This window comes from Streptomyces sp. NPDC053513 (assembly GCF_044544765.1).
In the GTDB taxonomy this organism is placed as follows: domain Bacteria; phylum Actinomycetota; class Actinomycetes; order Streptomycetales; family Streptomycetaceae; genus Streptomyces; species Streptomyces litmocidini.
The window spans coordinates 126,483-139,805 of sequence record NZ_JBITXP010000009.1 but is presented as its reverse complement, the minus strand read 5'-3'; the positions used below and the strand labels follow the sequence as shown (position 1 = coordinate 139,805).

Genomic DNA, 13,323 nt, shown 5'->3' with positions numbered 1-13,323 from the left:
ATCCTGCCGTGCGGCCCGGTCCGCGTCAGAACAGCGTGCCGACCTCCGGCCCGGCCAACTCCTCCAGGAGTTCGGGGCCGTTGTTGCGGACGTTGCTGACGGCGGTCGCGACCGGGTAGGCCCGCATCAGGCCCTCCGGCGGCGGGGCGAGGAGTCCGCGCAGCTGCTCGGGGTCGGTGCGCGCCGGGTCGAGCCAGGCGTCCCAGCGGTCCTCCGTCAGCATCAGCGGCATCCGGGGGTGGATGTCGTGGAGCGAGCGCGGGCCCTCGGCGGGGGCGACGCCCAGCGGTCCGGTCTCGGCCTCGGTGGTGATCACCGAGCAGGTCACCCACCAGGCGGCGGGGTCCCCGTCGGGCAGGGTGCGGTCCCGCCAGAACTCGTAGAGCCCGGCCATCGCGAAGACGGAGCCGTCCGCCGGGGTCACGAAGTACGGCTGCTTCCGGGGCCGCTTCTTCTTGCCCTCGACCTCCAGCTCGCGCTCGGCGGTCCCGGTCACCCATTCGTAGTAGCCGTCGGCGGGCAGGATGCACCGGCGGGACTGGAAGGCGCGCTTGAAGGAGGGCTTCTCGTCCACGGTCTCCGCGCGCGCGTTGATCATGCGGGCGGCGCCCTCCGGCGACTTCGCCCAGGCCGGCACGAGGCCCCACTTCAGCGCGCGCAGCTGGCGAACCGGACGCGGGGATCCGGCGTCCTTCACAGGACGCTCCAGAACGGCCCAGACCTCTTTGGTGGGCGCCACGTTCCAGTCGGGGGCCAGGGTCTCCTCCGGCTCCCACTTCTCGACCTCGAAGATCTCGACGAGATCCTCGGGCCGCCGACTCGATGCAAACCGTCCGCACATACGTGCCACACTGCCACGATCCCGACCGCGAGCGAGGAGCAGTCCGCCAAATGACCGAGATCCTCGGCACCCAGCCCGCTCCCGACACGTGGATCGTCTACCTCACCGCCGCCTGCGCGCTGGGCCTGGTCGCCTTCCGCCGTCTCTGGCTCCCGGCCCGGAACGCGATCACCATCGCCCACGAGGGCGGTCACGGACTCGTCGCCCTCGCCACCGGCCGCCGGCTGCAGTCGATCCGGCTGCACTCGGACACCAGCGGGCTGACCGTCTCCCGGGGCCGCCCGACCGGCCTCGGCGTCGTCCTCACCCTCGCCGCCGGCTATCCGGCGGCGCCGCTGCTCGGGCTCGGGGGCGCCGCCCTGCTCGGCACCCGCCACGTCACCCTGCTGCTCTGGATCGCGACCGCCCTGCTGCTCGCGATGCTGGTGATGGTCCGCAACGCGTACGGGGTCCTCACCGTCGTCCTGACGGGTGCCGCCTTCCTCCTCGTCTCCTGGCTGACCGGGCCGAACGTGCAGTCGGCCTTCGCGTACGCGGCGGTCTGGTTCCTGCTGCTCGGCGGGGTCCGGCCGGCCTTCGAGCTCCAGGCGAAGCGGCGCCACGGCGGCGCCCCCGACTCGGACGCGGACCAGCTGTCGCGGCTCACCCAGGTGCCCGCGGGCGTGTGGCTGTTCTTCTTCCACGCCGTCGCGATCTCCGCCCTGATCGGCGGCGGGCGCTGGCTCCTGGGCATCTGACTCCCCCGTACAGTGAGTCCATGACCGCAGCAGCTTCCGCGACGCACTCCGACCCGCCCACCGACCTCTGGCCCGCCCCGTACGCCCGCGGCGCCGTCGACGCGACCGTCACCGTGCCCGGATCGAAGTCGGTCACCAACCGCGCCCTGGTCCTCGCCGCGCTCGCCGCCGAGCCGGGCTGGCTGCGCCGCCCGCTGCGCTCCCGCGACACCCTCCTGATGGCCGAGGCGCTCCGTACCCTCGGCGTGAGGATCGAGGAGGGGGTGGGCCCCGACGGTTCCGGCGAGGCCTGGCGGATCATCCCCTCCCCGCTGCGCGGCCCCGCCACGGTCGACGTCGGCAACGCGGGCACGGTCATGCGCTTCCTGCCCCCGGTCGCGGCCCTCGCCGACGGCCCGGTGCGCTTCGACGGCGACCCCCGCTCCCACGAGCGCCCGCTGCACGGCGTGATCGACGCGCTGCGCGCGCTCGGCGCCCGGATCGACGACGACGGCCGGGGCGCGCTCCCGATGACCGTGCACGGCGCCGGCGGCCTGGACGGCGGCACCGTCGAGATCGACGCCTCCTCGTCCTCCCAGTTCGTCAGCGCCCTGCTGCTCTCCGCGCCCCGCTTCAACCAGGGCGTCGAGGTGCGGCACGTCGGCAGCCGGCTCCCCTCGCTCCCCCACATCCGGATGACGGTCGACATGCTGCGCGCGGTCGGCGCCCAGGTCGACGAGCCGGAGCACGGCGGCGCCCCGAACGTGTGGCGGGTGACGCCCACCGGGCTGCGCGGCCGGGACCTCGTCGTCGAGCCCGACCTGTCGAACGCGCAGCCGTTCCTGGCGGCGGCCCTGGTGACCGGCGGCCGGGTGACGATCCCCGACTGGCCGGCGCGGACCACCCAGCCGGGGGACGAGCTGCGTCGGATCTTCACCGAGATGGGTGGCTCCTGCGAGCTCACCGACGCGGGCCTGACCTTCACCGGCACGGGCCGGATCCACGGCATCGACGTGGACCTCGGCGAGGTCGGCGAGCTGACCCCCGGGATCGCGGCGGTCGCGGCGCTCGCCGACTCCCCGTCGACCCTGCGCGGGGTGGCCCATCTGCGGCTGCACGAGACGGACCGGCTCGCGGCGCTCACCAAGGAGATCAACGAGCTCGGCGGCGACGTGACGGAGACCGAGGACGGCCTCCACATCCGGCCGCGCCCGCTGCACGGCGGCGTCTTCCACACGTACCACGACCACCGCATGGCGACGGCGGGCGCGATCATCGGCCTCGCGGTCGAGGGCGTGGAGATCGAGGACGTGGCGACGACGGCCAAGACCTTGCCGGACTTCCCGACGATGTGGACCGAAATGCTCGGGGTCTGAACCATGCGGCGCTACGGCAAGCACACCGACGAGGACGACATCCGCCAGCGGCCCAACCGCAAGGGCACCCGTCCCCGCACCAGCATCCGCCCGAAGCACGAGGACGCCGTCGAGGGCATGGTCCTCACCGTCGACCGGGGCCGGCTCACCTGTCTGGTGGACGACCGGACCGTGACGGCGATGAAGGCGCGCGAGCTGGGCCGCAAGGCCGCCGTCGTCGGCGACCGCGTCTCCCTGGTCGGCGACCTCTCCGGCGAGAAGGACACGCTGGCCCGGATCGTGCGGATCGGCGAGCGCAGCTCGGTGCTCCGGCGCACGGCCGACGACGACGACCCGTACGAGCGGGTGGTCGTCGCCAACGCCGACCAGCTGGCGATCGTCACCGCGCTCGCCGACCCGGAGCCGCGCCCCCGGCTGATCGACCGCTGTCTGGTGGCGGCGTACGACGGGGGGCTCTCCCCGCTGCTCGTCCTGACCAAGTCGGACCTGGCGCCGCCGGACGCGCTCCTGGAGATGTACGGCGCGCTGGGCGTCCCCCATGTGGTGACCACCCGCGACGAGTTCGTCGACGGGGTCGCCGCGGAGCGGGTCCGCGAGCACCTCAAGGGCCGGACCACCGCGTTCGTCGGCCACTCCGGCGTCGGCAAGACGACCCTGGTGAACGCCCTGGTGCCGGAGGACCGCCGCCGGGTCACGGGACACGTCAACGCGGTCACGGGCCGCGGCCGGCACACCACCACCTCGGCCCTCGCGCTGCCGCTCGACGACAAGGAGGGCGGCTGGGTCATCGACACCCCGGGCGTGCGCTCCTTCGGTCTGCACCACGTCGACCCGGCCCGGGTCATCCACGCCTTCCCCGACCTGGAGCCGGGCACGGAGAACTGCCCGCGCGCGTGCAGCCACGACGAGCCGGACTGCGGGCTCGACGCGTACGTGGCGGAGGGGCACGCCGATCCGGCGCGGCTGGTCTCGCTGCGGCGGCTGCTCGCGACCCGGGAGCGCCGCGAGGGCGACTGAGCCGTCGGTGTTCACGGCCGTCGGTGTTTACGCCCCGTCGCTGTCGGTAAGTGCATAATCGCACCAAGTGCGACGAAGCGGTCACCGACGGCGTGGGAGGCACTGACGATGGCGTGGCTGCTGGTGGTGATCGCGGGGCTCCTGGAGACGGGCTTCGCGGTCTGTCTGAAGCTCTCGCACGGCTTCACCCGACTGTGGCCGACGATCGCCTTCGCCTCCTTCGCCCTGGGCAGCTTCGGCCTCCTCACGCTGGCGCTGCGGAAGCTCGACGTCGGCCCGGCGTACGCGGTGTGGACGGGGATCGGCGCCGCCGGGACGGCGATCTACGGGATGGTCTTCCTCGGCGACGTGGTCTCCACGCTCAAGATCGTCTCGATCACCCTGGTCATCGCGGGGGTCATCGGGCTCCAGCTCTCCGGGTCCGCGCACTGAGGGGTCGTCGGCAGGGCCGGCGCGACGACGTGGCTGAGGGCGATCCGTACGGCGAGTTCGCAGCCGGCCGCCCACCGCTCCCCCGCGCAGGCGGCGGTCTCCGCCACCAGTTCGGCGGGCGCGGGCGGTCCGGCGTCGGCGCGCCGCTGGGCGGGGACGGGGGCGGGCCGGGCGCCGGGGCGGGCCGGCCGGGGCTGGGGCAGCCGTTCGTTCCAGGCGCCGGTGAGCAGGGCCCGGAGCACCGGGCGGACGGCGGCGCGGGCGACGATCCACTCGGCGACGGCGACGAGGTTCCGCTCGGGCGGGGCGGGGGCGGCGAGCAGGTGCCGGACGCCCTGGAGGTAGGAGTCGGCCTCCCTGCGGACGAGGGCGCGGGCGAGCCCCTCCTTGCTGCCGAACTCGTTGTAGAGGGTCTGCCGGGAGACCCGGGCGGCGGTGGCGAGGTCGGCCATGCGCACGGCGGACCAGGGGCGGTGCGCGAGCGCGGCGAGCGCGGCGTCGAGCAGGGCCTCGCGGGCGTTCGCCATCCTCACCTCCGGAGGGAACGGTTCTCCGCTCAGCGTCGGCAGGCGCCCACTCCCTGTCAAGGGGCCGCGGTGGACGGTTCGCCGCGTGTCCGCACGTCGGGGATAGAGTGCCGACCATGGCCGATTACCACGATGATCTGCGTCTCGCCCACGTCCTCGCGGATGCCGCCGACGCGGCCACCATGGACCGTTTCCAGGCGCTCGACCTCCGGGTCGAGACGAAGCCGGACATGACTCCGGTGAGCGAGGCCGACAAGGCGGCGGAGGAGCTGATCCGGGGACAGCTCCAGCGCGCCAGGCCGCGCGACGCGATCCTCGGCGAGGAGTACGGCGTGGAGGGCTCGGGCCCGCGCCGCTGGGTGATCGACCCGATCGACGGCACCAAGAACTACGTGCGCGGGGTGCCGGTCTGGGCGACCCTGATCGCGCTGATGGAGGCCGGGGAGACCGGCTTCCAGCCGGTGGTGGGCGTGGTCTCCGCCCCGGCGCTCGGCCGGCGCTGGTGGGCGGCGAAGGGGCTCGGCGCGTACACGGGCCGCAGCCTGTCCTCGGCGACCCGGCTGGGCGTCTCGAAGGTCGCCTCCCTGTCGGACGCCTCCTTCGCGTACTCCTCGCTGAGCGGCTGGGAGGAGCAGGGCCGCCTCGACGGCTTCCTCGACCTCACGCGCGCGTGCTGGCGGACCCGGGCGTACGGCGACTTCTGGCCGTACATGATGGTCGCGGAGGGTTCCGTGGACATCTGCGCGGAGCCGGAGCTGTCGCTGTGGGACATGGCCGCGGTCGCGATCGTGGTCCAGGAGGCCGGCGGCACGTACACGGGCCTGGACGGCCGGCACGGACCGCACAGCGGGAACGCGGCGGCGTCGAACGGCCTGCTCCACGGCGAGCTGCTGAGCTATCTGAACCAGGAGAGCACCCGGGGCTGACGGCCCGCCGCCCCGAAGGGCGAGCGCTCCCGACACTCCCCGGGGACGCCTCGCGCGCCCCCTTTACGACCCACCCCGCCGGTGCGACTCTGAGAGTCCCCCCGCTTGTGAACTTGTGAATTCTTTCTCGTGGGGGTCTCACCAAGGAGGTGGCTCCGTCCATGCTCGTCCGTGACGCCATGAGCACCGTGGTCCTCACCATCGGCCCCGCCCACACCCTCCGACAGGCGGCCCGGCTGATGTCGGCGCGCCACGTCGGCGCGGCGATCGTCCTCGACACCGACGCCGGCGGGCTCGGCATCCTCACCGAGCGCGACATCCTCAACTCCCTCGCCCGGGACCAGGACCCCGACCGGGAGACCGCCGGCTCCCACACCACCCGTGACGTGGTCTTCGCCGCACCCACCTGGACGCTGGCGGAGGCGGCCGAGGCCATGACGCGCGGCGGCTTCCGCCACCTCGTCGTCCTCGACGACCGGGGCCCCGTCGGCATCGTCTCCGTGCGCGACATCATCCGCTGCTGGATCCCGGTGCACAGCGTCGCCACCGGCTGAGCATGCGGGGGCGGGCCGGACCCCGTGAGGAGATCCGGCCCGCCCCCTCCCGGCGGCAGGCGTCCTCAGCCGCGCAGGGCCCGGACCGCGACCTCCAGCCGCTTGCCGAAGTCACCGTCCGCCTCGCGGAAGTCGTCGATCGCCCCCGAGCCCTGCCCCTCGACCAGAGCCCCCTCGACCGGAGTCTCAGTCAATCTTGGCTCTGATCCCACAATGGACAATGTCCAAGTCGAGTAGGCATCCAAAGTCACACCCGTTCGGGATCTTGCTCCCGGCTGTTAGGCTGGCCCCATGAGTGACCTGTTGGAACGACTGCGCGGACGCGGCTGGCGGATGACCGCGCAGCGCCGCGTCGTGGCCGAAGTCCTCGACGGGGATCACGTGCATCTGACCGCCGACGAGGTCCACGCCCGCGCGGTGTCGAAGCTGCCCGAGATCTCGCGCGCGACCGTGTACAACACGCTGGGCGAGATGGTCACCCTCGGCGAGGTCATCGAGGTCGCGACCGACGGCCGCGCCAAGCGGTACGACCCCAACGCCCACCGGCCCCACCAGCACCTGGTCTGCGGCCGCTGCGGCGCGATCCGCGACGTGCACCCGGCCGGCGACCCGCTGGCGGACCTCCCGGACGCCGAACGCTTCGGCTTCACCATCTCGAACGTCGAGGTCACCTACCGGGGCATCTGCCCGAGCTGTGCCACGACGGCCTGACGACGCGCCCAGGAAGCCCCCGCCCCGGCGGGGGCTTCTTCGTGTCCTCCTCCGGACCCGAGCCCCCGGACACGACGAAGGCCCGGATCCAGTGACTGGATCCGGGCCTTCGTCGCTACTGAGTAGCGGGGACAGGATTTGAACCTGCGACCTCTGGGTTATGAGCCCAGCGAGCTACCGAGCTGCTCCACCCCGCGTCGGTGAACCCAACCTTACGGGACCCCCGTCACCAGCGCAAATCCGTTAACGCCTCACGCGGTGAGCTCCTGGTGCAGCGCCTCGCTCAGCCTGGCCGCCCGCTCGGCGACCTCCGCCGGGCCCAGCTCCACCGCGCGGTCGCACCAGCGACGCCCCTCGGCGAGCTCGCCCCGGCGCGCCGCGAGCAGCGCGAGCCGGAGCGCGGCGCGGCCGTGCCCGGCCCGGGCCGCCCGGGTCCACCAGAGCGCGGCCTCCCGCTCGCTGCCCTCGCGGGCGAGGAGCAGCCCGAGGTTGAAGGCGCCGTTGCGGCTGCCCGCCTCGGCGGCCTCGCGGTACCAGCGGTCGGCCTCGGCCAGGTCGCCGCGCCCGGCGGCGAGCATCCCGACCCGCACCTGGGCGCGCCGGTGGCCCTGCTGGGCGGCCCGCTCGTACCACTCCTCGCACTCGGACTTCTCCTCGCGGGACGCGCCGAGCACGGCGGGGCCGGGCTCGGGGCGACGCGCGTCGAGCACCGAGGCGAGCCGGAAGGCTGCCTCGGCGCTGCCGCCGCCGGCCGCGCACCGCAGGTGCCGCTCGGCGGTCTGCTCGTCGCCGTCCCGCAGGGCGGCGATGCCGACCTGGAGGGCGGCCTCGGTGTGCCCGGCGGCGGCGGCCCGCTCGTACCAGACCAGCGCCGTGCGGTCGTCGCCCCGGCCGGCGTGGAGGATGCCCAGGTTGAAGGCGGCGTCCACGCTGCCGGCCTCGGCGGCCTTGGAGAACCAGGGCTCGGCGCCGTTGGCGTCGCCGGCCTGGAGGAGCAGGACGGCGAGCGCGTTGGCGGCCTCGCGGTGACCCGCGTAGGCGGCGCGCCGGTACCACTGCTCGGCCTGCGGGATGCGGTCCTGGGCGGCGCAGAGCAGCCCGAGGTTGTAGGCGCCGTTGACGTCGCCGGCGTCCATGGCGGCCCGGTACCAGCGCTCGGCGGTCTGCTGCTCGCCCCGGGCGGCGTGCAGGGCGCCCAGCGCGTTGGCGGCGTTGCCGTCGCCGTCCTGGGCGGCGCGCAGCCACCACACGGCGGCGCTCTCCTCGTCGCCCGCGTCGCGGAGCAGGAAGCCGAGGGCGCAGGCGGCCTTCGCCTCGCCCTCCTTGGCGGAGCTGAGGTACCAGCGGCCGGCCTCCTTGAGCTCTCCGCGGTGCTCCAGGATGGCGCCCAGGTGGAGCGCGGCCCGCCGGTGGCCGCGTGCGGCGGCCTGCCGGAACCACTGCTCGGCCTCGGCGGCCTCTCCCGCGCCCTCGCCGGTCGGCTGCCCGGGGACGGCGGTCACGGTGCCGGTCGCGGCCGCGCCGGAGGGCACGACCGCCCTGGCCCCCGGGGCGCGGAGCCGGGTGCCGGTCTCGTGCGGCCCGCGGGTGGTCTCGGTGGCCCGGCGCTCCAGGGCGAGGGCGAGGCGGTAGGCGGCCTCGCGGTGGCCCTGCTCGGCGGCGGCGCGCAGCCAGCGCTCGGCGCCGACGTCGCTGCGGTGCTCCAGGAGGTCGGCGAGGGCGTACGCGCCGAGGGCGTGGCCCTGCTCGGCGGCCTGGCGGAGCCAGTACTCGGCGGCCGGCTCGTCGCCGCGCTCGCGGTGGTGGCGGCCGAGGGCGTGGGCGGCGGGGGCCGAGCCGGCGACGGCGGCGACCCGCCACCAGCCGGCCGCCTCGTCGGGGTATCCGCGCTGGTGGAGCAGGACACCCAGGTTGTTGGCGGCGGCCCGGTCCCCCTCCGCGGTGGCCCTCCGCAGGTACGGCTCGGCGCCGTCGAGGTCGCCGCGGCGCAGCAGCAGTGCGCCGAGGGCGCTCATCGAGGCGAGGTCACCGCGCTCGGCGGCCCGCCGGTGCCTGGCCTCGGTCTCGGTCTCGTTCTCGGCGTCGGTCTCGGTGGTGGTGTCGACGGCCGCATCGACGGCCCCCACTGCCTCGATGATCTCGTCTGCGGCGTTTCTGGCGTGCCGCTGCACAAACCGCCCTGTCTCCAACAGAGTTGCCCTGTCCCCCATAAATACCATCGTCGCACCACCCGCAACCCGAGCACACCTGGTATACCGCAGCCAGTGAGGTCACTCAGCGTTTTGTCGACATGCCCACAGAGAGACAAGTCAAACACGACTTACGCCAACTCGCCCCTTCCCTACCGCTCTTCGGCACCCCCCGGCACGTCGACACACGACAAGGGCCCGGATCCTTATGGATCCGGGCCCTTGCCCTCTGAGTAGCGGGGACAGGATTTGAACCTGCGACCTCTGGGTTATGAGCCCAGCGAGCTACCGAGCTGCTCCACCCCGCGTCGGTGAAACCACAGTATCACGACGCGGGAACGGAAAACCTCAGGTCAGCCGCCTGACCCGGGCGTCTTGAGCTTCGCTCCGGCCTCCGCGGCCCGCTGGAGCGCCTTCTGGAGGTCCTCCTGGGCCTTGCCGTACGCGTTCCAGTCGCTCTTCTGCAGAGCGGCCTGGCCCTCGTCGTACGCCTTCTGGGCGTCGGCGATGGCCTGCTTCAGGGCGGCGTCGTTCGAAGCCGGCGGCTGGGTCGTGCCGGGCGGCTGCGTGGTGCCCGGCGGGGTCGGCGGCTGGCTGGGCGCCTCCACCCCGAAGACCGCGTTGAGCGCCTCGGTCAGGGTGTCCTCGAACACCGTGGTGTCCTTGGTCGTGTCACCGTCCGGCTGGTCCGCGTCCACGTACGACACCGCGACCTTCTTCAGGAGCGGGTAGAGCGCGTTGCGTCCCTGGGCGTAGACCGGCTCCACGTACAGGAACCCGCCGTCGAGCGGCACGGTCAGCAGGTTGCCGTACTGGATGTCCGAGTCGGCGCCCTTCATGTCCCGGACGAAGGTGGCCACGGAGGGCAGGCCGTTGAGCTTGCTCTGCACCTGGGCCGGGCCCGGCACGTCCGAGGTGACCCGCAGCAGTCTCAGCCGGCCGTACTCCTTGCTGGTGGCGTCGGCGTCGACCGCCATGAAGGCGCCCAGGTTGGGTCGCCCGTTCGGCGTGAACGTCGTCGTCAGCGAGAAGCGCTGCGCCGTGTCCCCGGGCATCTTCATGCTCAGGTAGTACGGCGGGACCGCGTTGCCGTCCTTGTTGGTCGGGTCGTCCGGCACCTGCCAGGCGTCCGAACCGCTGTAGAACTGCGCGGGGTCGGTGACGTGGTAGCGGGTCAGCAGCTCGCGCTGCACCTTGAACATGTCCTGCGGGTAGCGCAGGTGCGCGAGCAGGTCGCCCTTGATCTCGGACTTCGGCTTCACGGTGTCCGGGAAGGCCTTCATCCAGGTCTTCAGGACCGGGTCCTGGGTGTCCCACTCGTAGAGCTTCACCGTGCCGTCGTAGGCGTCGACGGTGGCCTTGACCGAGTTGCGGATGTAGTTGACCTGGTTCTGCTGGGCGACGACCGTGCGCTGCTGGTTGCCGACGGTCAGGGAGTCGGCCGTGGTGTCGCCGAGCGTGGTGCGCGAGGCGTAGGGATAGCCGTTGGTCGTGGTGTAGGCGTCGACGATCCACTGGATCCGGCCGTCGACGACCGCCGGGTAGGCGTCGCCGTCGATGGTCAGCCAGGGCGCGACGGCCTCGACGCGCTCCTTGGGCGTGCGGTTGTAGAGGATCCGCGAGCCCTCGCCGATGGCTCCCGAGTAGAGGATCTGCGGCTCGCTGAAGGCCACCGCGTACGCGGCGCGGTTGAAGGTGCTGGAGAGGCTGACGCCGCTCTTCTCCTTGTAGCTGGTGGTCTTCTCGCCGTTCTCCTCGTAGTCCAGCTCCTTCTGGGGGCCGCCCACGATCGAGTACTGGTCGGTCTTCTCGCCGTAGTAGATCCGCTGCTGGTACGTGGGCAGCGAGCCGGTCGTCGGCAGTCCGGACTCGGTGAAGACCGGGGAGCCGTTGGCGTCCGTCTGCGTGCCCGAGGCCAGGATCGCGCCGTAGCCGTGGGTGTAGGTGAAGTGGTCGTTGATCCAGTTCCGCTTCGGGATGCCCCGGATGTTCAGCTCGCGCAGGCCGACGACGGTGTCCTTGCCGGCGTAGCGGTCCACGTCCAGGGTGGTCGGGAACTGGTAGTACTTCCGCTTCTGCTCCAGCTGCTGGAACGTGGGCGACACGATGTTCGGGTCGAGCAGGCGGTAGCTGGCCGCCGTGTCGGCGTCCGTCCGCAGCTTGTCCTTGGCCTTGACCGTCGACTTCCCCGAGTAGTTCTCGGCCTTCGTGCCGTCGATCGCGTACGCCTTGCGGGTGGCGTCGATGTTCTTCTGGATGTACGGCGCCTCCTTGGCCTGCTCGTTCGGCTGGACCTGGAACTTCTGCACGATGGCCGGGTACAGGCCGCCGATCAGGATCGCGGAGAGGACCATCAGACCGAAGCCGATCACCGGCAGCTGCCAGGTGCGGCGCCAGAGCGTCGCGAAGAACAGCAGCGCGCAGATGACGGCGATGCAGAACAGGATGGTCTTCGCCGGCAGGTACGCGTTGGCGTCGACGTACCGCAGGCCCGTCCAGTTGCCCGTCGCCTTGAAGTCGCTCGACTTCACCGCCAGGCCGTACCGGTCGAGCCAGTACGCCACGGCCTTGAGCGCGACGAAGAGGCCGAGCAGCACCGAGAGGTGGCCGGTGGCGGCGGCGGTGGCGCGCGCGCCCGGACTGGTGATCCGCAGCCCGCCGTACAGGTAGTGCGTGAGCGCGGCGGCGACCAGCGACAGGACGGCGGCGGCGAAGCCGAACCCGAGGAGGAAGCGGTACCAGGGCAGGTCGAAGGCGTAGAACGACACGTCGAGCCCGAACTGCGGGTCCTTCTGGCCGAACTTCACGCCGTTGACCCACATGAGCCAGGTGCGCCACTGGCCGGACGCGGAGGCGCCGGCGATCAGGGCCACCAGGGCGGTGACCGCGAGCAGCACCCACTTCTTGAAGGGGGCCAGACCCATCCGGTACCGGTCGAGGCTCTGCTGCTCCAGCGACATCGCACTGAGCGGCGGCCGCAGCCGGTACGCCAGCCAGACGTTGAAGCCGACGGCGATGCCCATCAGCAGGCCGAAGACCAGGAAGAGACCGATCTTGGTCCACAGGGTGGTGGTGAACACGGACGAGTACTCGACCGAGCGGTACCAGAGCCAGTCCGTCCAGAACCCGGCGAACATCACGAACGCCATGGCCAGAACGGCCAGCACCCCGAGTGTCATGAGCAGGGTGCGGGCCCGCCGGGACGGCCGGCCGACTCTCATCCTCGGCCCGGACGGACCTTGGCCACGGTCCGGCATCTGGAAAGCCAACGTGCGCCCCTCGATGTTGATGCGTCTGTTTGATGCGTCTGTTTGATGCGTCTGTTGATGCGTCTGAAAGCAGGCCCCGCGATCGTAGAGCCCACTGATGCAACTTACTGAGGCTTTACCTAGTTCCCGCCTTCCGGGGAAGAGGAGGCAGGATATTGGTCATGTCCAACCTTTCCCCCTCCGGCCCGGCCATGGCCGCGAGCCCCCTCACCCGCGCGGTGCTCGAGATCGACGAGTACGCGTCGGGCCTCGGCTGGGACCAGCCCGCCCGCCTGTTCGCCCTGGTCGACACCGCACGGCTGCGCGCCCAGGAGCCCAAGCTCGCCTCCCAGCTCGGCCTGGGCGACGACGCCACCTCCTACACCCCCATCGAGCAGGACAAGCTGCCGCGCGGCAAGGCCCTCGACGAGTTCCTCGGCACCATCGCCTGGCCCGACGCCGTGGCCGGCTGCGCCCTGACCGTGGAGCGGCTCATGCTGCCCCCGTCGGCCGAGGCCCAGGTCCCGCAGGGCCTGAGCGAGAAGCAGCTCGCCAAGTGGGTCGCCGGGCACCCGGACCGCCAGGAGGTCCGGATGACCGTGGCCGTGCTGCGGGACGGCGCCCGCGAGGCGGCGATCCGGCTGCGCGAGAAGGACACCCCGACCGAGGTGCTGACCGGCCCCGACCTGGTGCCGGGCCTCGCCGAGGCGCTGGCGGCGACCTTCGAGGGCTGAGAGCCCGTACGCACGGAAGGGGCGCCGGTCGACAGGACCCGGCGCCCCTTCG

13 protein-coding genes and 2 tRNA genes are annotated in these 13,323 nt (G+C 72.5%); 8 read left to right on the top strand and 7 right to left on the bottom strand.

All coding sequences use genetic code 11. From position 1 onward, the window contains the following. Nucleotides 1-25: 25 nt before the first annotated feature. Entirely contained in the window at nucleotides 26-841 is an 816-nt protein-coding gene (locus tag ACIGW4_RS17850; protein WP_123455332.1) for an SOS response-associated peptidase, read from the bottom strand. Nucleotides 842-891: 50 nt separating this feature from the next. On the opposite strand from ACIGW4_RS17850, the gene ACIGW4_RS17845 reads away from it, so the two are divergent. The 4 genes from ACIGW4_RS17845 to ACIGW4_RS17830 all read left to right on the top strand — a co-directional run bounded on the left by ACIGW4_RS17845 (nucleotide 892) and on the right by ACIGW4_RS17830 (nucleotide 4,382). Continuing rightward, nucleotides 892-1,578 carry a M50 family metallopeptidase gene (locus ACIGW4_RS17845; RefSeq protein WP_123455331.1) on the top strand — a complete coding sequence of 229 codons (687 nt, stop codon included), beginning with the start codon at nucleotides 892-894 and terminating at the stop codon, nucleotides 1,576-1,578. Nucleotides 1,579-1,598: 20 nt separating this feature from the next. Further along, on the top strand, nucleotides 1,599-2,933 hold the full coding sequence (aroA, locus tag ACIGW4_RS17840) for a 3-phosphoshikimate 1-carboxyvinyltransferase (RefSeq protein WP_359591713.1): 1,335 nt from the start codon (nucleotides 1,599-1,601) through the stop codon (nucleotides 2,931-2,933). 3 nt (nucleotides 2,934-2,936) lie between these two features. Beyond that, on the top strand, nucleotides 2,937-3,950 hold the full coding sequence (gene rsgA / locus ACIGW4_RS17835) for a ribosome small subunit-dependent GTPase A (RefSeq protein WP_123455329.1): 1,014 nt from the start codon (nucleotides 2,937-2,939) through the stop codon (nucleotides 3,948-3,950). Between the two features lie 108 nt (nucleotides 3,951-4,058). Next, nucleotides 4,059-4,382 (top strand): multidrug efflux SMR transporter, encoded by a 324-nt coding sequence (locus ACIGW4_RS17830; RefSeq protein ID WP_123455328.1) that lies wholly within the window; start codon nucleotides 4,059-4,061, stop codon nucleotides 4,380-4,382. Here the strand turns inward: ACIGW4_RS17830 and ACIGW4_RS17825 are convergent. After that, on the bottom strand, nucleotides 4,274-4,909 hold the full coding sequence (locus ACIGW4_RS17825) for a TetR/AcrR family transcriptional regulator (RefSeq protein ID WP_123455327.1): 636 nt from the start codon (nucleotides 4,907-4,909) through the stop codon (nucleotides 4,274-4,276). The two genes, ACIGW4_RS17830 and ACIGW4_RS17825, sit on opposite strands and share 109 nt — an antisense overlap. Before the next feature lie 116 nt (nucleotides 4,910-5,025). Here ACIGW4_RS17825 and hisN point away from each other — a divergent pair, with 116 nt between their 5' ends. Next, nucleotides 5,026-5,835 carry a histidinol-phosphatase gene (gene hisN / locus ACIGW4_RS17820; protein ID WP_123455326.1) on the top strand — a complete coding sequence of 270 codons (810 nt, stop codon included), beginning with the start codon at nucleotides 5,026-5,028 and terminating at the stop codon, nucleotides 5,833-5,835. Nucleotides 5,836-5,996: 161 nt separating this feature from the next. Then, on the top strand, nucleotides 5,997-6,389 hold the full coding sequence (locus tag ACIGW4_RS17815; protein ID WP_123455325.1) for a cyclic nucleotide-binding/CBS domain-containing protein: 393 nt from the start codon (nucleotides 5,997-5,999) through the stop codon (nucleotides 6,387-6,389). A gap of 65 nt (nucleotides 6,390-6,454) precedes the next feature. Here the strand turns inward: ACIGW4_RS17815 and ACIGW4_RS17810 are convergent, their stop codons facing one another. Further along, the gene (locus ACIGW4_RS17810; RefSeq protein ID WP_399581647.1) at nucleotides 6,455-6,583 is read right to left on the bottom strand and encodes a hypothetical protein; all 129 of its coding nucleotides are present in this window, start codon (nucleotides 6,581-6,583) and stop codon (nucleotides 6,455-6,457) included. 97 nt (nucleotides 6,584-6,680) lie between these two features. Here ACIGW4_RS17810 and ACIGW4_RS17805 point away from each other — a divergent pair, with 97 nt between their 5' ends. Beyond that, on the top strand, nucleotides 6,681-7,100 hold the full coding sequence (locus ACIGW4_RS17805) for a Fur family transcriptional regulator (protein ID WP_123455323.1): 420 nt from the start codon (nucleotides 6,681-6,683) through the stop codon (nucleotides 7,098-7,100). Between the two features lie 123 nt (nucleotides 7,101-7,223). Here the strand turns inward: ACIGW4_RS17805 and ACIGW4_RS17800 are convergent. The 4 genes from ACIGW4_RS17800 to ACIGW4_RS17785 all read right to left on the bottom strand — a co-directional run bounded on the left by ACIGW4_RS17800 (nucleotide 7,224) and on the right by ACIGW4_RS17785 (nucleotide 12,546). Continuing rightward, nucleotides 7,224-7,297 (bottom strand) — tRNA-Met (locus tag ACIGW4_RS17800). A gap of 54 nt (nucleotides 7,298-7,351) precedes the next feature. Then, nucleotides 7,352-9,319 carry a tetratricopeptide repeat protein gene (locus tag ACIGW4_RS17795; RefSeq protein WP_359591711.1) on the bottom strand — a complete coding sequence of 656 codons (1,968 nt, stop codon included), beginning with the start codon at nucleotides 9,317-9,319 and terminating at the stop codon, nucleotides 7,352-7,354. Between the two features lie 204 nt (nucleotides 9,320-9,523). Then, nucleotides 9,524-9,597, bottom strand: a tRNA-Met gene (locus tag ACIGW4_RS17790). A gap of 45 nt (nucleotides 9,598-9,642) precedes the next feature. Beyond that, nucleotides 9,643-12,546, bottom strand: coding sequence for a UPF0182 family protein (locus ACIGW4_RS17785; RefSeq protein ID WP_359591710.1), 2,904 nt, complete (start codon nucleotides 12,544-12,546; stop codon nucleotides 9,643-9,645). Between the two features lie 173 nt (nucleotides 12,547-12,719). On the opposite strand from ACIGW4_RS17785, the gene ACIGW4_RS17780 reads away from it, so the two are divergent. Further along, nucleotides 12,720-13,271 carry a PPA1309 family protein gene (locus ACIGW4_RS17780; protein ID WP_123455320.1) on the top strand — a complete coding sequence of 184 codons (552 nt, stop codon included), beginning with the start codon at nucleotides 12,720-12,722 and terminating at the stop codon, nucleotides 13,269-13,271. The last annotated feature ends 52 nt before the right edge of the window (nucleotides 13,272-13,323 follow it).

Bases quoted from the DNA above. Each gene is read 5' to 3' on its own strand.
- ACIGW4_RS17785 (WP_359591710.1), bottom strand. From the start codon at position 12,546: ATGCCGGACCGTGGCCAAGGTCCGTCCGGGCCGAGGATGAGAGTCGGC.
- ACIGW4_RS17845 (WP_123455331.1), top strand. From the start codon at position 892: ATGACCGAGATCCTCGGCACCCAGCCCGCTCCCGACACGTGGATCGTC.
- rsgA (WP_123455329.1), top strand. From the start codon at position 2,937: ATGCGGCGCTACGGCAAGCACACCGACGAGGACGACATCCGCCAGCGG.
- ACIGW4_RS17825 (WP_123455327.1), bottom strand. From the start codon at position 4,909: ATGGCGAACGCCCGCGAGGCCCTGCTCGACGCCGCGCTCGCCGCGCTC.
- ACIGW4_RS17795 (WP_359591711.1), bottom strand. From the start codon at position 9,319: ATGGTATTTATGGGGGACAGGGCAACTCTGTTGGAGACAGGGCGGTTT.
- aroA (WP_359591713.1), top strand. From the start codon at position 1,599: ATGACCGCAGCAGCTTCCGCGACGCACTCCGACCCGCCCACCGACCTC.
- ACIGW4_RS17805 (WP_123455323.1), top strand. From the start codon at position 6,681: ATGAGTGACCTGTTGGAACGACTGCGCGGACGCGGCTGGCGGATGACC.
- ACIGW4_RS17850 (WP_123455332.1), bottom strand. From the start codon at position 841: ATGTGCGGACGGTTTGCATCGAGTCGGCGGCCCGAGGATCTCGTCGAG.
- ACIGW4_RS17780 (WP_123455320.1), top strand. From the start codon at position 12,720: ATGTCCAACCTTTCCCCCTCCGGCCCGGCCATGGCCGCGAGCCCCCTC.
- ACIGW4_RS17815 (WP_123455325.1), top strand. From the start codon at position 5,997: ATGCTCGTCCGTGACGCCATGAGCACCGTGGTCCTCACCATCGGCCCC.
- hisN (WP_123455326.1), top strand. From the start codon at position 5,026: ATGGCCGATTACCACGATGATCTGCGTCTCGCCCACGTCCTCGCGGAT.
- ACIGW4_RS17830 (WP_123455328.1), top strand. From the start codon at position 4,059: ATGGCGTGGCTGCTGGTGGTGATCGCGGGGCTCCTGGAGACGGGCTTC.